Genomic DNA, 16,932 nt, shown 5'->3' on the forward strand with positions numbered 1-16,932 from the left:
GTGCTTTAACAAAAAGAATAAGATAATGAATACAAAAGTGCGTTACCGGAAAAGAGCGCTGAATGCCTGGCTGATCCTGCCTCTTATTGATAGCGGGCGCCCGGCTTCTCTGGCCGGGTTGTCATTAAACCATCCGAAGATCTCATTATCGAATCTTGATACGATGAGGATTTCACTTATCGGTAAAATGATACCCAGTTTTTCATCCAGCTCATTTACCCTGTCCTTAAGGATATAGGCTTTACGTATGTCGGTATACCTGGTTGTAAGCTCCAACCTGAGGGTTTCTTTATTTCGATACCCGCTAAAACTAGGCATGATACTTATATAAGGCTCCCCGATAGGTTGTGATATTTTATTCACGATCCCAATATAAATCTTGTTGCTTTTAGTGGTCAGCATCAGCATTTTGTCTTCTTCCTGTACTTCGCTAACCGACCGCCAGAATAATTTTTCCAGTTGCGTTCCCCACCGTTCGATAGTGTAATCGAAAGAAAATTTCCTTGTGAAAAATATATTAAAAAATAATGCGAGCGGATAGGAAATTAAAAAAAACAGGATCGCATGCTTAAGGCCGGGAACATCTTTTCCGACTACTTTGGATACGAACGCACTTATTTCTCCGCGATAAAAAACCATTTTCCCGGTTTTGATGACATACAAGTCCAGGTATCTTTCGGAGCGGAGTATAAAATAATCAAAAAGATAACCGACTACAGCAATTAAACAGGAGGTGATCAATGCGTTAAAAATCAGCCGTTGCTTTTCGACGCGTTGGTGATAAAATTTCGTCAGGTTAAAAGTGGAAAGAAAAAGATAACCACCAAGGAGTGGCAGAAGGATCAAATCCAGCCTCGGCATAACAAAAAACCGATTAAAGTAGGTTCAGGAAATCAGGAACGTTTATTCGCCGCCTCGTTAAGTTTATCTATCAGCGCCAGCGATTTAGCCTTGTCATGAAAAATGTCTTCACTTTTCATGTAAAAATCACCGTTGGAAGTTACTACTATTCGCTTTAGATCAGACGTATCCTTCCTGTTTTTCCAATTCAAAAAAGCTTTAATCAGTCCCATACAGATGTCTATTATGTAAAACTAAATATATTTAACTAAAGAATCAATAGGCTAACTAATTTACCCCGTTATATTACTGTATACAAACCCCAGGCCATTTTATAGGGGCTGCAAAAAAAAAAACGCGACTGGAATACCAGTCACGTTTTTTTATAGGTAACCGGCCGTTTAATACCGGTACGCATCCGATTTAAACGGACCTTCCACCTGCACGCCGATATAATCGGCCTGGTGCTGATCGAGGGTTTCGAGCTCTACACCGATTTTTGCCAGGTGCAGGCGCGCTACTTTTTCATCAAGCGCCTTAGGAAGCACATACACTTTGTTCTCGTATTTATCCGAGTTGGTCCACAGCTCCAGCTGCGCCAGGGTCTGGTTGGTAAACGAGTTAGACATTACGAAAGAAGGGTGACCGGTTGCACAGCCAAGGTTCACCAAACGGCCTTCAGCCAGGATGATAATGTCTTTACCATCGATGGTGTATTTATCGACCTGCGGCTTGATCTCTACCTTGGTATCGCCATAATTGGCATTGAGCCAGGCCATATCGATCTCGTTGTCGAAGTGACCGATGTTACAAACGATCGCTTTATCTTTTAAGCCCCTGAAGTGCTCGGCACGAACGATGTCGCAGTTACCGGTAGTAGTTACCACGATGTCGACTTCGCCTATAACCGAAGATAACTTTTTCACCTGGTAACCTTCCATTGCGGCCTGCAGAGCGCAGATCGGGTCGATTTCGGTAACGATCACGCGTACGCCTTGTGAGCTCAATGATTCGGCAGAACCTTTACCTACATCACCATAACCGCAAACTACGGCTACTTTACCGGCAAGCATGATATCGGTTGCACGGCGGATGGCGTCGACCAGCGATTCGCGGCAACCGTACTTATTATCGAATTTAGATTTGGTAACGGAGTCGTTCACGTTGATGGCCGGCAGGTGCAAGGTACCGTTCTTCATGCGCTCGTATAAGCGGTGAACGCCGGTAGTAGTTTCTTCAGACAGGCCTTTTATCGCCGCGATAAGCTCAGGGTACTTATCGAATACCATGTTTGTCAGATCGCCGCCGTCGTCGAGGATCATGTTCAGCGGTTTGCGGTCTTCGCCGAAATGAAGGGTTTGCTCGATGCACCAGTCGAACGACTCGGCATCCATGCCTTTCCATGCGTAAACCTGGATCCCGGCGGCAGCGATGGCGGCGGCGGCATGGTCCTGGGTTGAAAAGATGTTACAGGACGACCAGGTAACTTCGGCGCCAAGCTCGATCAAAGTTTCGATAAGTACCGCCGTTTGGATGGTCATATGCAGGCATCCTGCAATGCGGGCGCCGGCAAGGGGTTTACTCGCACCGAATTCTTCGCGAAGCGCCATTAAGCCCGGCATTTCTGCTTCTGCTAACCCGATCTCTTTGCGGCCCCATTCCGCCAGTGAAATGTCCTTAACTTTGTAAGGTACGTAAGTTGTCTCTACTGATGACATAATTTTGATTTTAAATGAAGCGCAAAGGTAACGGATCGGATCGTGAATAACAAAGCGGGAAGTTTACCCTTCGTAATCCCAAAGTAAAACTCTCCTCCTGCAATCGCTGCTAATCAAACATTTCCTATTTTTGTAATCCAAAAACAAAAGAGATGTATCCAGAATATTTAGTAGCCCCTATGCGCCAGGACCTTACGGGCGCCGGCTTTGAGGAGTTAAAAACGCCTGAAGAGGTTGACGCCGCCGTGAAATCGGAAGGCACCGTACTGGTGGTGGTTAATTCAGTTTGTGGTTGTGCCGCTGCGAATGCACGTCCTGCCGCCAAAATTGCCTCGAAAAATGAAAAACATCCCGACAAACTCGTAACCGTTTTCGCCGGAATGGAGAAGGATGCGGTAGACCAGGCACGCGGATACATGCTGCCTTACCCACCTTCATCGCCTTCGATGGCATTGTTTAAAGACGGAAAGCTTGTGCATATCATCGAGCGTCACCAGATCGAGGGAAGACCTGCGCAGATGATCGCTGATAATTTGATCGGTGCGTTCGAGGCGTACTGCTAAGGTTTTTTTCAGTTGTCGGTGATCAGTTATATCAGCGCCGGCATGCGCCACACGCCCTGAAACTGATCACTGATCACTGAAACCTGATCAATTACGCATCCTTATTCAGTAACCTTTCCAATTCCGCGTACCCCACGTTCATTTTAACGCGGCCCTGTTTGGCATAGGCTATCTCACCTGTTTCTTCAGACACGATCACGGCTACGGCATCGCTTACTTCCGAAATACCAATACCGGCACGATGCCGGAGGCCGAAATGAAGCGGGAGATTTTCATTATCCGTTAAGGGAAGGATGCAGCTGGCGCATTTTAACTTCCCGTCGGTGATTACCACGGCGCCGTCATGCAGCGGGCTGTATTTCTGGAAAATACTCTCCAGCAGCCGTTTAGAGATGTGCGCATCCATGGATTCGCCGCTGTTCTGGTAATACTGCTCGTCGAAGTATTTCGCAAAAATGATCAGTGCGCCGGTCCGGCTGGCCTTCATGCTTTTGCAGGCATCAAGCGTAGCTTTGATATAAGCGAGGTTGGTTTTTTTCAGCGTTTTATCTCCGAAGAAATAAGTCCACCAGGTATTTTTCTTGAGGTTCGCATTTTTGCCAATGAGCAACAGGAACCTGCGTATCTCCTGCTGGAAAACGATGATGAGCGCCAGGAACCCTACCTGCACAAATCCACCCAGGATCCGGCTCAATAGGCGCATGCTCAGCTGATCTACCAGGATATAGGCCAGGTAAATGATCACCAGTCCAAAGAGTATGTTTACCGCAATAGTGCCCCGGATGAGGTTATACACATAGTACATGATCACCGCCACCAGGATAATGTCGACCACGTCGAGCAGCCGGATATGGAGGAAACTTAGATCGAGGCCTTGCATATACGTTGGACGTTAGGAAAGTAGTAAGCTGAAGGTCGGGGTTGTATCATGATTACTTTACTGCTTGCAAATATATGGGTTATCGCGGGCGTTTTGCAGGAGCGTTAAACGTTAAACGTCAGACTTACCAGTTTAATCGCTTCGGCAGCCTCCTTTACATCGTGCACGCGAAGAATGTTGGCGCCCTTCTGCAGGGCGATGGTGTTTAACACGGTGGTTCCGTTGAGGGCTTCGGCGGCGGTGACGCCGAGTTTTTTATAGATCATTGATTTACGGGAAAGGCCTGCGAGCACCGGGTGACCGAACGCTTTAAACTGTTCGAGCATGGACAGCAGGCGGTAGCTTTGTTCGGGAGTTTTGGCAAAGCCGAAGCCGGGGTCGATCAAGATATCCGTTACGCCCAGCTCCCCCAGTTGGAAGAGCCGTTCGGTAAAGCAGGTAAATATTTCGTCGAACAGGTCGTGGTAATGTGCGTGCTGAACCATGTTCTGCGGTGTTCCTTTCATGTGCATTAAAACGTAAGGTACTTTTAACCGGGCTACGGTTTCAAAGAGTTGCGGGTCGAGCGAACCGCCTGAGATATCGTTAATAATATGCGCTCCTTCGCCGATGGCGGCCTGTGCCACTTCCGACCGAAAGGTATCGACGGAAATTATGGCACGCGGGTAAGCCTTTACAAGGGCGCGGAGTACCGGGAGCAGCCTTAAAATTTCCTCCCCGGTGCTGATATCCGCTGCACCCGGCCTGGAGGAATAAGCCCCAAGATCCAGGATAGCGGCGCCGTCGGCCAGCATCTGCCCTGCCCTTTCTATAGCCAGCGCGGCGGTATTATTCCGGCCGCCATCGTAAAATGAATCGGGCGTTAGGTTAAGGATCCCCATTACTACCGGCGTAGAAAGATCGAGGATGGTTCCGCCGGCATTCAGCGTCATCTTTTGATGAAATTCTGTACTTTTATCCGTCATAAAACGACAAAATACCGATTAATTCATCGCTAAAACAAACTGTGGCCATTTTGAAGAACAATACGGGGGAAGAGTACAGCGCGGTTGTGCAGTTATGCAGGGACCTGTTCCTGAAAAAGACAAAAGACTACGGAACTGCGTGGCGTGTGCTCAGGCTATCGTCTATTACCGACCAGATCTTTATCAAAGCACAGCGGATACGTACACTGGAAGAAAAAAAAGTATCGATGGTGGGAGAAGGGATCCGGCCTGAATACATCGGGATCGTTAACTATTGCCTCATCGCCATGATGCAGTACGAGTTGAGCGCCACCGAGCCCTTAGACCTGCCTTACGAAAAAGTGGCTGCGCTTTTTGATATCAAAGCCGAAGAAACCCGCCAACTGATGTTTGCCAAGAACCACGATTACGGTGAGGCCTGGCGCGAGATGCGTGTAAGCTCCCTGACAGATCTTATCCTGATGAAGCTCCTTCGCGTAAAGCAAATTGAGGATAATATGGGCCAAACCCTCGCATCAGAAGGCGTAATTGCTAATTACCAGGACATGATGAATTACTCCATCTTTGCGTTGATCAGGCTCGATGAGGACAGAAAAACAGGGAATGGAAACGGTTTGCTAAAAAACATATGAAACGAATTATACTGTTCATCTGCCGCCTGCTGGTCGGCGTGCTCTTTATTTTCTCCGGGCTTATCAAGGCGAATGATCCGCTGGGATTTGGGTACAAACTGGTGGAGTATTTCGAGGTTTTCCACATGCTGTTCCTGGCAGATTATGCTACCGCAATGGCCATCCTGCTGTGTGCGCTGGAAATGATACTGGGTGCGGCGCTTTTACTGGGCATCCGGCCCGTACAGGTGGCCTGGGGGTTACTGCTGCTGATCATTTTCTTTACGTTCCTTACGTTTTATTCGGCGTTTTTCGACGTGGTGAAAACCTGCGGTTGTTTCGGCGACGCCATCCCGCTTACGCCCTGGCAATCGTTTACCAAGGACCTGGTCCTGCTGTTACTGATCGTGGTCATTTTCGTTAACCGTAAATCGATCAGGCCGGCTATAACCAATCCCAAAGCGGAACGTGCCAGTCTCTGGATCATCTCGATCCTTTCGGCGGGCTTTGGGCTGTATACTCTTAACTTCCTCCCGGTGATGGACTTTCTCCCGTATAAGACCGGGCTGAACATTCCCGATCAAATGAAAGTACCCGCCGGCGCTCCGCTGGATGTGTTCGAGATCACTTATACGCTGAAGCACAAAAAGACCGGCGAAAATAAAGTAATGACGGATAAAGAGTACCTTAAAACCGGGATCTGGAAAGACGACAACTGGGAAATTATCGGGGAGCCCGTAAACAAGCTCATCAAAAAAGGATTTGAGCCAAAGATCCGCGACCTCAAGATCACCGATGTGCAGGGCACCGATTACACGACTGAAATTATCGGCAATCCGTACTATAATCTTGTGATCGTGGCTAACAGCCTCGAGAAAGCAGACGTTCGTGCCATCGGCGACCTGAATGCCCTCGCCATTAATGCCGCCGAGAACTACAATATCCGTACGGTGGTGCTTACATCGACCTCGCCAACCGGCGCCGATGCCTTTAAAAAGCGGCATAAGCTGGTAATGGAGATCTTTAATGCCGACGATGTGCCGCTAAAGAGCATGGTACGTGCCAATCCGGGGTTAATACTTCTTAAAAACGGTACGGTGATTAACAAGTGGCATTACCACCGCCTGCCTTCTTACGATGAGCTGGAGAAAAACTACTTTTCAAAAACGCCCTAGATGTTCCGCTTCATTGTCCGCAAAACAAGTTATGGACTCGCGGTGCTGGCCGGGATTATCGGGGTGATCTTCTTCCTGTTCAATATCCTGCCCGGGGACCCGGCGCGAATGACGATGGGACAACGGCCCGATGTGCAATCGCTGGAGGCTATCCGCAAGGAATTCGGGCTCGATAAGCCGGTTTACATACAATTCATTTATTACCTTAATGATCTGCTGCCGCTTTCCATCCACGGGAACGACGCAGCTTCGCGCGAAAAATATCACTACTTCCGCCTTATCCCGTTAGGAAAAGCACAATCGCTGGTGCTTAAAAAACCTTACCTGCGGCGCTCATACCAAACGCGCCGCGAGGTAAGCAGCATCCTGGGCGAGACCATTCCCAACACCATCGTGCTCGCGTTAAGCGCGATGATCTTCGCTACGATCATCGGCATCTTCCTGGGGATCGTTTCTGCGGTGAATAAGGATACCTGGATTGATAAGTCGGCAAACGCGTTCGCCGTACTGGGCATTTCCGCACCTTCGTTTTTTGCCGGGATCGTGATCGCCTGGATCTTCGGCTTCGTGCTAAGCAAATACACGGGCCTCAACATGTCGGGCAGCTTGTACAATTATGACCCGTTTCGCGGAGAGGTGCTTACTCCCGGCAACCTGGTGTTGCCCATGCTTACCCTGGGGCTGCGCCCGCTGGCCATCATTGTGCAGCTTACCCGCAGTGCGATGCTCGACGTGCTGAGCCAGGACTATATACGCACGGCGAAAGCCAAGGGGCTCGATAAACATACGATCATTTACCGGCACGCTTTAAAGAACGCGCTTAACCCGGTGATCACCGCGATTTCGGGCTGGTTTGCTTCGTTGCTGGCAGGATCTTTTTTTGTCGAGTATATTTTCGGCTATAACGGCCTGGGAAAGGCAACGGTAGATGCGCTGGAATACGCTGACTTCCCCGTGGTGATGGGCGCTATCCTTTTTGTGGCCTTCATTTTTGTGATCATTAATATCCTGGCCGACATCGCGTATGCGCTGGTAGACCCGAGGGTAAAACTCCAATAAACACTTAACCTGATGAACGCTGATCTTACCGTCGCGACCAATTCGGTGGTCGATATCATTTACCACGTTACCAATCATTCTACTTATCACCGGGGGCAGGTAGCTACCCAATTCAGGCTGCATGAAATAGCCTGCCCGGCAACAGATTACATTTGGTTAAAAAGGAACGGTTTACTATGAAAATATTTCTGACCGGTTTTATGGGCTGCGGAAAAAGTACGCTCGGCCGAAAGCTTGCCAATAAATTGAGTTATAGTTTCGTAGACCTCGACAAGGTGATCGAACAGAACGCCGGCATGCCCATTCCCCGCTACTTTGAAGCCTTCGGCGAAACCGCCTTCCGCGAGCTGGAAAAAAATACGCTGCAAACTACCGCGTTTCCCGAAGACACGGTGATCGCTACCGGCGGCGGGCTTCCCTGCTTTCACGATAATATGCAATGGATGAACGAGCATGGCATCTCCGCCTTTATCAGTTTACCCCCCAAAGTGCTGGCAGACCGGCTAAACACCGCGCAGGAAGAACGGCCTGTACTGCAAAACCTGAAGGGGGAAGCCTTACTTGAATTCATCACCAAAAAACTTGCTGAACGCGAGCCGTTTTACCGGAAAGCCAACTACATCCTGAACGGAATCGACCTTACCGCAGAGAAGATCATCGATTACCTGCGGATAAACGGTTAGAATTAAGCTGAAGGCACGAACGGGAAGCACAAGGCTATCTTAAATAAACCGCATCATTTTCGCCTTCATCGTCGAGTACCACGTCGACATGTTCACGGAGGACGGTAGAGATCTCGAGCCCGGTATAATCGGTAGAAACGGGGAAGATCCGGTGACTGCGGTCGACCAATACCATGGTGCGTAGTTTTGTTAACGGGATGTTGAGAAAAACACCCATGCCGTAGGCCAGCGTGCGGCCGCTGTTGAGCACGTCATCTGCAAGCACCACAGCCTTACCCGAGCAATCTTCTACCGGGATATCCGTACTTGCCTTCAGGTGACTGCTGTTTTTGTCGAGCGAGATCCGCATCAGCAGCACTTTCAACCCCGAGATACGCTCCAGCACCTCCTTAATTCGCTTTGCAAGAGTAAAACCACAATCGGCTATCCCCGCTATTACGATCTCCTCCTCATGCATATTATCTTCCCATACCTGGTAAGCCATGCGGTCGATCTTCTGGCTGATCTGTTTCTTGTTTAGAATGAGTAGCTTTTTTTCGGACATTGCTGTAAATATGGGGAAAATTTGAGATAGTTAGCAGTTGCCAATGCATGTAAGGCGCGCCGTAGGGGAACCGATCACTGATCACTGACAACCGACTCTCTATTTATACGGGTAAAATACAAAATTCGCGCCTTCCGGCACGATTACGAACAGGCACATAAACTCGTGGGCGTTTTTATAGCTCTTTTCGAAACGGTCCTTTTTATTCTGGTGAATAATGCCTTTTTCCACGAACTCCTCCAGCGTGGACGCGTTTACGCTCCAGGAGGTGTTCAGCTCATTTTTATCAAGGATAGGCTCGCCCAGCTTAACCTCATGCTGGTGCGCCACAAAGATCGGGCAGGCGGAGATCCCTTCCAGCATGATCTCTACGGCGACTTCGCGGATAGAATCGCTGTAGAAACGCAGGTCGGCTTCGAGGCTTTTTAACGGGCTTTCTTTCTGCCCGGGAACGGTGCTTTCGTTATCCTGGTTCAGGAGATCTTGAAGGTCCATATTGTATAGCGTTAAAGTCGCCGGGTTATGATTGTCCGGCGACGGTTAGCTCCAGCAGCGCCACGTTCTCCACATGCTGCGTATGCGGGAACATGTCTACGGGGCGAATCCTGGTCACGGTATATTTTTCTTTTAACAGTGCAATATCACGCGCTTGTGTCGCCGCGTTGCAGCTCACGTACACGATTTTCGCCGCGGCGATCCCGAGCAGGCGCGCTACCACCTCCGGGTGCATGCCCGCCCTTGGCGGATCGGTGATCACCACATCAGGGCGACCTTGTTCCTGCACAAATTGAGGGGTTAGGATGTCTTTCATGTCGCCGGCGAAGAACCGCGTATTCTTTATGCCGTTGATCGCCGAATTTACATAAGCATCTTCGATAGCCGAGGGTACGTATTCAACGCCGATCACCTCCTTCACCCCGCGCGCAACAAAATTGGCAATCGTGCCCGCGCCGGTATAGAGATCGTACACGCGTTCGTGGCCTTTAAGCCCGGCAAATTCTTTCGTGATACGATACAATTCATTGGCCTGCACGGAATTCGTCTGGTAAAAGGATTTTGCGCCGATCTTAAAACGCAGCGGGGTTTCACCGGGAATCCCTGAATGCATTTCCTCGAAGATATGATCGCGACCCCGGAAGGTGCGGATCTCCTGGTCGAAGATGGTATCGTTCTTTTTCTGGTTAATGATGTACAGCAGGGAGGTGATCCCCGGGAAACGTCCGGCGACGAAACCCATCAGGCTTTCAACCTGCTCTTCCGCCGGGTAGGCGAATACGACAATGACCATGAGCTCGCCAGTAGAAGAGCTGCGTACGATGAGGTTACGCAAAGCGCCTTCGTGATTGCGGAGATCGTAAAACGATATGTTCTCCCGCAGCGCAAAGCCGCGGATCTCGTTCCGTATGGCGTTGGAAGGATCAGCTTGCAGGTGGCATTCGCGGATATCGAGGATCTTATCGAACCGGAGCGGTACGTGAAACCCCAGTGCAGGGCCGCCCGGTGCATTGTTGGTCACATCTTCCTGCGTGAGCCAGCGTTTATCTGAAAAGGTAAATTCAAGCTTGTTCCGGTAAAACCGGGTATTGACCGACGGCAGGATGGATTCGCATTGAGAAACGTCTACTCTGGCAAGACGCTGCAACGCATCGGTGACACTTTTTTGCTTAAACCTCAACTGTGCCTCATAGGTCATGTGCTGCCATTTACAACCGCCGCAAACCCCGAAATGGATACAAAACGCCTGCGTCCGGTGCGAAGAGAACTTTACCACGCTGTGAATGCGCGCCTCGAGAAATTTCTTCTTCTTGCGCATCACCTCCACGTTGACCACATCACCGGGAACACCTTTGTCGATGAAGATCACCAGATCGCCGTCTTTACCTACTCCTTTTCCTTCTTCGGCAATATCAATTACCTCAACTTGCTCTACGATCTTCCTCCCGGACTGGTTTGCTCTCATGGGAGGCAAAAATAAGAAAATCTAGTTCTTCTATCTCAAAAGAAAACTCCTCGTCGATAAGCGCTGAAAATTCCATTATCTCCCGACTCATAATAGTAAAATTAAGGGACTATTTATTCCAAAAATACACTTTTTGTACTAGAAACCAAATCGGTATAGTGAAATAAAAAATCACTTTTACGCTTACCAGCCGAGCTCTGTTTTCCTGGCAAAGTACATCAGCAGGGCAACGATGACAAACAGGCCGATGCTTCCCACCATTAACGCGAAGTCTTCCAACTGGATGATCACGTAAATAAACCCATAAAAGGTGCTGAGGATCCCGGTATAGAGGAACGAAATATCGCGCTTACGAATGAGCGATGCCACGAAACTGCTTACCAGGATAATGGTTGCGGACGAGGCGATGAGATAAGCCCAGTTAAAGCCGGTCTTCTCGGCAAACGAAAGCAACAGTACGTAATAAATCGTCATGGCCGCTCCCACCAGGATATAATGAAGCAGGTGAATGCGATGTTTGCGGATGAGCTCGGTAAAAAACAGGGAAAGGAAGGTAAGCAGGATGATCAGGATCGCGTACTTAGAGGTGCGCATGGTTTTCTGATATTGGTCTACAGGCAGCAGCAGCGACACCCCGAAGACCGCATCGTCTGATTCTGTTTTCATATCGGTATCAGGCAATGCAGGCGCCGGCAGTGCAAACCTGTACCGGTTGCCCTTCCATTGTTGCGGGCATATGCGGTTGTACCCGATCAGCTTCCATTCTCCCTGGAAAGAGTTGGCCGTTGTATGCTGCTTATCAGGCAAATATCTTCCTTCAAACTTGGGCGTGCCCCAGTCGCCTTCCAACTTCACGGTAGTGGTTTTGCCAAGATGCAAGAAAGACAGGTTCTGACTCCCGTTCAGCTGCAGGTCGAATTCAAAATCTACCTTCCCGGTAGGGCTATCTGTCAGTCCCGGCAAAACGGAGAGCGATTTCTGGAAAAGCTGTGTCTCATAATCCGGTTCCGCGACATGTTTGCCCGCGCCAAACCTGATCACCGGGTAGTTCTTTAATCCCTTAATATCGGCAAGCCCGATAATTACCCTTGCCTTATCCCATTTAAGATCGGCCGGGTTAATGTCGGGATGCCGTACATCGCCAGGATCGAAATTCCCAGATACGTTGATGCCCGACCGGTAAACAACGGACTCGAAAATGCCGCGTTCCCGCTTCTCCGCCGATAATTTACCGGTGACGTTCAGCTTTTCAGGCATTACATAAAGCATCCCCTCCTTTTGGGTCATCTTTAGCGAATCGGCGGTCTTTGTTTCCTCTTTCTCAACATAGCGGTAAGGCACGGCCAGCACCGGGCCTCCTACCAGCTGCGCGCCAGCCCAACTCCCGGAAATTTCATTGATCACCGTTGCCTGCCGCTCCTGCCGTTCCCGGATCAGGCTTTGGATAGCGTTGGAAGGGATAAGCAGCAATAGGGCCAGTACTACCACGAGAAAAAGCTTTAGAAGAACCGATTCATGGAGCCGGCTAACGGGTGATTGTGTGGGGGTTTCGTTCATGATCAAGATATATTAAATTATAAAAGTTCTTTGAATTTCAAAGTGAAAATATAAAAAAATTATCCTTTTTGCTGGCTTCGAATTAAATTTTCAAGTGCTTGCAAATGGTTTGTAAAGGCCGTGAGACCTTTTTTTGTGGCGACGTAACGGGTATTGGGTTTTCTTCCCAGGAAGGATTTGTTGACCTGTATGTATTCCTCTTTTTCGAGCCCCTTAAGGTGGGAGGCCAGGTTGCCGTCTGTCACTTCCAGCAATTCCTTAAGCGAATTAAAATCATAGCTTTCGTTGGCGGCAAGCACGCTCATGATCTGGAGCCTGATCCGATTCTCGAAGGCCTTATCAAAATGTTCGAATGCTGATCTCACCGGTCGTATTTATAGTACATCATGATGCCGTACACAATATGCAGTACGCCAAAACCCGCTGCCCAGAAGAAAAGCCCGTAACCCGGGAAGAGGGCAGCGAATAATCCGAGCACAAGTTCACAAATTCCCAGCCATTTTACATCGCCAACCGTAAAATGACTGCCATTTATCAGTGCCAATCCATAAAAGATGAGGCAGGCAGGCGCAATCAGGCCAAAATAGGACCTGAAGATCATGATCAGGATAAAGAGACCTCCCGTGATCAGCGGGATAAGCATGTTAATCATCAGGCTCCGGCTGGAGGGATTCCAGAAGCGCTGTCCTTTCTTTTTGGCATTCCGTACAGTAAGCCAGATACCATTCACCAAGGCGAATAAAACGACGCCCAGGGCCACCAACAGCAGTCTTGTGATCACCTTTTCGGTACTCTCCGTATCGCCTGGGTTATAAGAATACCTTCCGGGAAAGGCGGCGTAAACCACCTGGTACGAGATACCGGCGCCGATCAGCGCGTAAATCCCCGCCATCACACCCGATAACCCGCTCAGGGATATGAATTTCGTTGACCGCTCCATCAGCTGGCGGATGGAAGTGATCTCCTTGTCCAGGTTGTTTTCTTTCATGTAAAGTACTTTGATCAGCAAAGCAACGGGATTGTCGTCAGAATAACAAGTTTTTTATAAAAAAAGCGTGTGCTCATCATCAACGTCAGGGTTTTAATGCCGCTTTCACCAGGTAAGGTAAGAGTTCTTTCTGGAAGGAAACGAAGTTCTTGCGCACATCCGAGTCGCTTACCGAAATAAACGCGAACGAAAAGATGATGCTTTTACTGGCCTTGATCAGGAAACCCAGTCTTGCCGGGAAAGTTTGATCTGACTGCGACAGGTGAATATCGGTGAATGAACGGATCAGGAGCTTCTCCAGGTCGTCTGAAAGGATCTTGAGAAATTCCTGCGCATTAGCGGATTCGCGGATGAACTCCCAGCCGATAAATTCGTTGCAAATGGTATACGAAATGCGGCTGGTCTTAAGGATCAGGCTGCTTAAATATTGTTCTTCGCCTGATTCTTCGGGCACGCTGTGAATAAGTTCGTCGACGCTTACCCGGATATAATCCATCAGGATCGTATGCAGCAGCACTTCTTTACTATCAAAATACTTGTAAATAGTGGCTTTAGCGATCTTGGCTTTTTTTGCGATCTGGTTAACACTGGTTTTGTGATAACCGTATTTGCGGAACAGGTCCTGCGATGCACGTTTAATGGCTTCCTTTATTTTTTCAACTTCCATGCTAATTTGAAACCACTAGTTCTGCATTGTTAATAAACACCGTATACGCTCTTAACGACCGTTTCCCTGGAGCCTTGGTGGGCGTACCGTCATATAACGAAAACTTCGCTCCGCTGCATGGATCGGTGGCCTCGAGGCCGGAATCGTCGACCGTAAGCGCACACTTCTTCAATGGGTTCACGGTGCTGCAACGATCGTATACGGCATAGGAATCGCCCACTTTATGAATAATGATCAACCCCGCGACGCCATGACCGTTTACCAGCAGCACCCCGTTCTTGTTCTGGACCTGGAATTGCTGCAGCGGGATCCGGTAGTTAACCGGCACATTGGGTACCTGGCCTTCTTTATCGCCGGTACATGCGGCAACCGACAGGCTGCTTAGCACCATCAACATCATTACCCGTTTCACGTTGATCGCCAGATACTTTACGCCCATGCCCTTATCATTCAATTATTTACACGATCTCCGTTCCGAACTGTTTCAGGAACCTGACGTCGTTCTCAGAAAAAAGCCTGAGGTCACGGATCTCGTATTTCAGGTTGGTGATCCTCTCGATGCCCATTCCAAATGCGAAACCGGTATATACGTTGCTGTCTATGCCGCAATTTTCGAGCACGTTGGGATCTACCATGCCACAGCCAAGTATCTCCACCCAACCGCTGTATTTACACATCTGGCACCCGGCGCCTTTGCAGATACTGCAGGAAACATCCATTTCGGCAGAAGGTTCGGTAAAAGGAAAATATGACGGCCTGAAGCGCACTTTTGTTCCCTCGCCATACAACTCCTGCACAAAATAATATAATGTTTGCTTAAGGTCGGCAAACGAAACGTTTTCGTCGACATATAATCCCTCCACCTGGTGGAAAAAACAATGCGCACGGGCCGAGATCGCTTCATTACGGTATACCCTGCCCGGCATAATGGCACGGAACGGCGGTTTACCGCTTTCCATCATGCGTACCTGTACAGAAGATGTATGCGTGCGCAGCGCGATGTCGTTCCCGCCTTTACGGATAAAGAACGTATCCTGCATATCCCTGGCCGGGTGTTCCAGCGGGAAATTCAACGCGGTAAAGTTATGCCAGTCGTCCTCTATCTCCGGCCCTTCCGCAACGGTAAAGCCGAGTTTCTTAAAAATTTCGACGATCTCCTTACGCACAAGCTGCAGCGGGTGGCGGGCCCCTTCCACCAGGCTTTCGCCGGGGAGGGTAAGGTCAGGCAGATCCGTTTGTGCAGGGCCACCGGTCTCCGACCGTTCTTTTACCGCCTGGTACTTCTCCTCGGCCAATTTTTTAAACTCGTTGAGTACCTTTCCCAGGCTGCGTTTCTCTTCCGGCGTAGCCGATTTAAACTCATCAAAAAGATCCTTGATCAGGCCTCTGGTGCCTAAATATTTGATGCGGAAGGCCTCCACGGCGGCGGCATCCCCGCCCGGGAAAACGTTGATCTCTTCGGTATATTGATTGATCTTTTCTTGTATCATCACTATTTTATAACTCCCAGCTCTTTTCCGACTTTAATAAATGCGGTCACCGCTTTCTCCAGGTGCTCCTGCTCATGGGCCGCGGAAAGCTGTACCCTGATCCTTGCTTTCCCCCTGGGCACCACGGGGTAGTAAAACCCGATCACGTAAATACCTTCTTCCAGCATTTTGGCGGCAAAATCCTGCGCCAGGCGCGCGTCATATAACATCACCGGTACGATGGGATGCACACCGGGTTTAATATCGAATCCGGCTTCGGTCATTTTTGTTCTGAAGAACGTGGTATTTTGTTCCAGCTTATCCCGCAGCTGCGTGGTTTCGCTCAGCATTTTTAACACGGCGATGGATGCGCCGGTGATCGACGGCGCAAGCGTATTGGAAAACAGGTAAGGGCGCGACCGCTGGCGGAGCATATCGATGATCTCCTTCTTACCCGAGGTGAATCCGCCCGATGCGCCGCCCAGCGCCTTTCCAAGCGTCCCGGTAATGATGTCGATCCGGTCCGTCACGCCGCAATGCTCGTGGGTACCCCTGCCCGTACGTCCCATAAAACCGGAGCAATGCGATTCGTCGATCATCACCAGGGCTTGGTACTTATCGGCCAGGTCGCAGATCTTATCCAGCTGTGCGATGGTGCCATCCATAGAAAACGCCCCGTCGGTAACGATGACCCGGTGACGCAAATGCTTGCTGGCGGTCAGCTGCTCTTCGAGCGATGCCATGTCATTGTGCAGGTACCTGAACCGCTGCGCTTTACACAGGCGCACGCCATCAATGATCGAGGCATGGTTCAGCTCATCGGAAATGATGGCGTCCTGGTCGTTAAACAGCGGCTCGAAAACGCCGCCGTTTGCATCGAACGCAGCGGCATACAATATCGTGTCTTCCGTTCCCAGAAACAGCGACAGTTGCTTTTCGAGCTCCTTGTGGATATCCTGCGTCCCGCAGATAAAACGCACGGACGACATGCCATAACCGTGACTGTCTATCGCTTCCTTCGCGGCGGCGATCACCGCCGGGTGAGAAGAAAGCCCGAGGTAGTTATTCGCGCAGAAATTGATCACTTCAGCTCCGCCCTGAACGGTAATGGTCGCACCTTGCGGCGAGGTGATCACCCTTTCCCGCTTATATAATCCTGCTTTTTCAATTTCAGCAAGTTCTTCTTCCAAAACCGGCTTTAGTGTATCGTACATATCTTTAGGCGTTGTGCTTTTTCGTGAAACGCGTAAAAT

21 protein-coding genes are annotated in these 16,932 nt (G+C 49.6%); 6 read left to right on the plus strand and 15 right to left on the minus strand.

Annotated elements, in window-relative coordinates:
• Positions 1–42: 42 nt before the first annotated feature.
• The 3 genes from GS398_RS17595 to ahcY form a co-directional block, all read right to left on the minus strand.
• Complete coding sequence (locus tag GS398_RS17595; protein WP_160908123.1) at positions 43–639, minus strand: hypothetical protein; 597 nt, start codon at positions 637–639, stop codon at positions 43–45.
• A 254-nt stretch (positions 640–893) separates the two neighbouring features.
• The gene (locus tag GS398_RS17600) at positions 894–1,073 is read right to left on the minus strand and encodes a hypothetical protein (protein WP_160908124.1); all 180 of its coding nucleotides are present in this window, start codon (positions 1,071–1,073) and stop codon (positions 894–896) included.
• Between the two features lie 168 nt (positions 1,074–1,241).
• Positions 1,242–2,558, minus strand: a complete 1,317-nt coding sequence (gene ahcY, locus GS398_RS17605) for an adenosylhomocysteinase (RefSeq protein WP_160908125.1) — start codon at positions 2,556–2,558, stop codon at positions 1,242–1,244.
• Positions 2,559–2,710: 152 nt separating this feature from the next.
• Between ahcY and GS398_RS17610 the strand changes: the two genes are divergently transcribed.
• A complete protein-coding gene (locus GS398_RS17610) occupies positions 2,711–3,121 on the plus strand; it encodes a BrxA/BrxB family bacilliredoxin (protein ID WP_160908126.1) in 411 nt (136 codons plus the stop codon).
• A 91-nt stretch (positions 3,122–3,212) separates the two neighbouring features.
• Here the strand turns inward: GS398_RS17610 and cdaA are convergent, their stop codons facing one another.
• Positions 3,213–4,001: a diadenylate cyclase CdaA gene (cdaA, locus tag GS398_RS17615; RefSeq protein WP_160908127.1), complete on the minus strand. Its 789-nt coding sequence runs from the start codon at positions 3,999–4,001 to the stop codon at positions 3,213–3,215.
• A gap of 104 nt (positions 4,002–4,105) precedes the next feature.
• Positions 4,106–4,966, minus strand: coding sequence for a dihydropteroate synthase (gene folP / locus GS398_RS17620; RefSeq protein WP_160908128.1), 861 nt, complete (start codon positions 4,964–4,966; stop codon positions 4,106–4,108).
• 50 nt (positions 4,967–5,016) lie between these two features.
• Here folP and GS398_RS17625 point away from each other — a divergent pair, with 50 nt between their 5' ends.
• From GS398_RS17625 to GS398_RS17645, 5 genes are read left to right on the plus strand one after another with little or no spacing between them, the layout of a single operon-like run.
• The gene (locus GS398_RS17625; RefSeq protein ID WP_160908129.1) at positions 5,017–5,598 is read left to right on the plus strand and encodes a DUF1599 domain-containing protein; all 582 of its coding nucleotides are present in this window, start codon (positions 5,017–5,019) and stop codon (positions 5,596–5,598) included.
• Positions 5,595–6,752, plus strand: a complete 1,158-nt coding sequence (locus tag GS398_RS17630; RefSeq protein WP_160908130.1) for a BT_3928 family protein — start codon at positions 5,595–5,597, stop codon at positions 6,750–6,752. Before GS398_RS17625 ends, GS398_RS17630 begins: the two co-directional genes overlap by 4 nt.
• Entirely contained in the window at positions 6,753–7,811 is a 1,059-nt protein-coding gene (locus tag GS398_RS17635; protein WP_160908131.1) for an ABC transporter permease, read from the plus strand.
• A gap of 12 nt (positions 7,812–7,823) precedes the next feature.
• Positions 7,824–7,991: a DinB family protein gene (locus GS398_RS17640; RefSeq protein WP_160908132.1), complete on the plus strand. Its 168-nt coding sequence runs from the start codon at positions 7,824–7,826 to the stop codon at positions 7,989–7,991.
• Positions 7,988–8,494, plus strand: a complete 507-nt coding sequence (locus GS398_RS17645) for a shikimate kinase (protein WP_160908133.1) — start codon at positions 7,988–7,990, stop codon at positions 8,492–8,494. The genes GS398_RS17640 and GS398_RS17645 overlap by 4 nt, the downstream gene beginning before the upstream one ends.
• A 34-nt stretch (positions 8,495–8,528) precedes the next feature.
• On the opposite strand, the gene GS398_RS17650 is transcribed toward GS398_RS17645, so the two are convergent.
• The 10 genes from GS398_RS17650 to kbl form a co-directional block, all read right to left on the minus strand.
• Positions 8,529–9,038, minus strand: coding sequence for a phosphoribosyltransferase family protein (locus tag GS398_RS17650; protein ID WP_160908134.1), 510 nt, complete (start codon positions 9,036–9,038; stop codon positions 8,529–8,531).
• A 99-nt stretch (positions 9,039–9,137) separates the two neighbouring features.
• The gene (locus tag GS398_RS17655; protein WP_160908135.1) at positions 9,138–9,533 is read right to left on the minus strand and encodes a hypothetical protein; all 396 of its coding nucleotides are present in this window, start codon (positions 9,531–9,533) and stop codon (positions 9,138–9,140) included.
• A gap of 25 nt (positions 9,534–9,558) precedes the next feature.
• Positions 9,559–10,998, minus strand: coding sequence for a 23S rRNA (uracil(1939)-C(5))-methyltransferase RlmD (gene rlmD, locus GS398_RS17660; protein WP_160908136.1), 1,440 nt, complete (start codon positions 10,996–10,998; stop codon positions 9,559–9,561).
• A 183-nt stretch (positions 10,999–11,181) separates the two neighbouring features.
• Positions 11,182–12,555: a cell envelope integrity protein CreD gene (creD, locus tag GS398_RS17665; RefSeq protein WP_160908137.1), complete on the minus strand. Its 1,374-nt coding sequence runs from the start codon at positions 12,553–12,555 to the stop codon at positions 11,182–11,184.
• 59 nt (positions 12,556–12,614) lie between these two features.
• Positions 12,615–12,920: a winged helix-turn-helix domain-containing protein gene (locus GS398_RS17670; RefSeq protein ID WP_369410275.1), complete on the minus strand. Its 306-nt coding sequence runs from the start codon at positions 12,918–12,920 to the stop codon at positions 12,615–12,617.
• Positions 12,917–13,543, minus strand: a complete 627-nt coding sequence (locus GS398_RS17675) for a hypothetical protein (protein WP_160908138.1) — start codon at positions 13,541–13,543, stop codon at positions 12,917–12,919. Before GS398_RS17675 ends, GS398_RS17670 begins: the two co-directional genes overlap by 4 nt.
• 85 nt (positions 13,544–13,628) lie before the next feature.
• Positions 13,629–14,210 carry a TetR/AcrR family transcriptional regulator gene (locus tag GS398_RS17680; RefSeq protein WP_160908139.1) on the minus strand — a complete coding sequence of 194 codons (582 nt, stop codon included), beginning with the start codon at positions 14,208–14,210 and terminating at the stop codon, positions 13,629–13,631.
• A gap of 1 nt (position 14,211) precedes the next feature.
• Positions 14,212–14,649, minus strand: a complete 438-nt coding sequence (locus GS398_RS17685) for a Rieske (2Fe-2S) protein (RefSeq protein WP_160908140.1) — start codon at positions 14,647–14,649, stop codon at positions 14,212–14,214.
• Positions 14,650–14,668: 19 nt separating this feature from the next.
• On the minus strand, positions 14,669–15,700 hold the full coding sequence (pheS, locus tag GS398_RS17690; protein ID WP_160908141.1) for a phenylalanine--tRNA ligase subunit alpha: 1,032 nt from the start codon (positions 15,698–15,700) through the stop codon (positions 14,669–14,671).
• Positions 15,701–15,702: 2 nt separating this feature from the next.
• The gene (kbl, locus tag GS398_RS17695; protein ID WP_160908142.1) at positions 15,703–16,893 is read right to left on the minus strand and encodes a glycine C-acetyltransferase; all 1,191 of its coding nucleotides are present in this window, start codon (positions 16,891–16,893) and stop codon (positions 15,703–15,705) included.
• Between the last annotated feature and the right edge of the window lie 39 nt (positions 16,894–16,932).

Source organism: Hufsiella ginkgonis (genome assembly GCF_009834915.1).
In the GTDB taxonomy this organism is placed as follows: domain Bacteria; phylum Bacteroidota; class Bacteroidia; order Sphingobacteriales; family Sphingobacteriaceae; genus Hufsiella; species Hufsiella ginkgonis.

Excerpts from the sequence above, each read along its gene's own strand:
- GS398_RS17640 (WP_160908132.1), top strand. The coding sequence starts at position 7,824 with ATGAACGCTGATCTTACCGTCGCGACCAATTCGGTGGTCGATATCATT.
- ahcY (WP_160908125.1), bottom strand. The coding sequence starts at position 2,558 with ATGTCATCAGTAGAGACAACTTACGTACCTTACAAAGTTAAGGACATT.
- GS398_RS17600 (WP_160908124.1), bottom strand. The coding sequence starts at position 1,073 with ATGGGACTGATTAAAGCTTTTTTGAATTGGAAAAACAGGAAGGATACG.
- GS398_RS17650 (WP_160908134.1), bottom strand. The coding sequence starts at position 9,038 with ATGTCCGAAAAAAAGCTACTCATTCTAAACAAGAAACAGATCAGCCAG.
- GS398_RS17655 (WP_160908135.1), bottom strand. The coding sequence starts at position 9,533 with ATGGACCTTCAAGATCTCCTGAACCAGGATAACGAAAGCACCGTTCCC.
- GS398_RS17610 (WP_160908126.1), top strand. The coding sequence starts at position 2,711 with ATGTATCCAGAATATTTAGTAGCCCCTATGCGCCAGGACCTTACGGGC.
- GS398_RS17595 (WP_160908123.1), bottom strand. The coding sequence starts at position 639 with ATGGTTTTTTATCGCGGAGAAATAAGTGCGTTCGTATCCAAAGTAGTC.
- cdaA (WP_160908127.1), bottom strand. The coding sequence starts at position 4,001 with ATGCAAGGCCTCGATCTAAGTTTCCTCCATATCCGGCTGCTCGACGTG.
- folP (WP_160908128.1), bottom strand. The coding sequence starts at position 4,966 with ATGACGGATAAAAGTACAGAATTTCATCAAAAGATGACGCTGAATGCC.
- kbl (WP_160908142.1), bottom strand. The coding sequence starts at position 16,893 with ATGTACGATACACTAAAGCCGGTTTTGGAAGAAGAACTTGCTGAAATT.
- GS398_RS17645 (WP_160908133.1), top strand. The coding sequence starts at position 7,988 with ATGAAAATATTTCTGACCGGTTTTATGGGCTGCGGAAAAAGTACGCTC.
- GS398_RS17675 (WP_160908138.1), bottom strand. The coding sequence starts at position 13,543 with ATGAAAGAAAACAACCTGGACAAGGAGATCACTTCCATCCGCCAGCTG.
- GS398_RS17635 (WP_160908131.1), top strand. The coding sequence starts at position 6,753 with ATGTTCCGCTTCATTGTCCGCAAAACAAGTTATGGACTCGCGGTGCTG.
- creD (WP_160908137.1), bottom strand. The coding sequence starts at position 12,555 with ATGAACGAAACCCCCACACAATCACCCGTTAGCCGGCTCCATGAATCG.
- pheS (WP_160908141.1), bottom strand. The coding sequence starts at position 15,700 with ATGATACAAGAAAAGATCAATCAATATACCGAAGAGATCAACGTTTTC.
- GS398_RS17680 (WP_160908139.1), bottom strand. The coding sequence starts at position 14,210 with ATGGAAGTTGAAAAAATAAAGGAAGCCATTAAACGTGCATCGCAGGAC.
- rlmD (WP_160908136.1), bottom strand. The coding sequence starts at position 10,998 with ATGAGAGCAAACCAGTCCGGGAGGAAGATCGTAGAGCAAGTTGAGGTA.
- GS398_RS17630 (WP_160908130.1), top strand. The coding sequence starts at position 5,595 with ATGAAACGAATTATACTGTTCATCTGCCGCCTGCTGGTCGGCGTGCTC.
- GS398_RS17685 (WP_160908140.1), bottom strand. The coding sequence starts at position 14,649 with ATGGGCGTAAAGTATCTGGCGATCAACGTGAAACGGGTAATGATGTTG.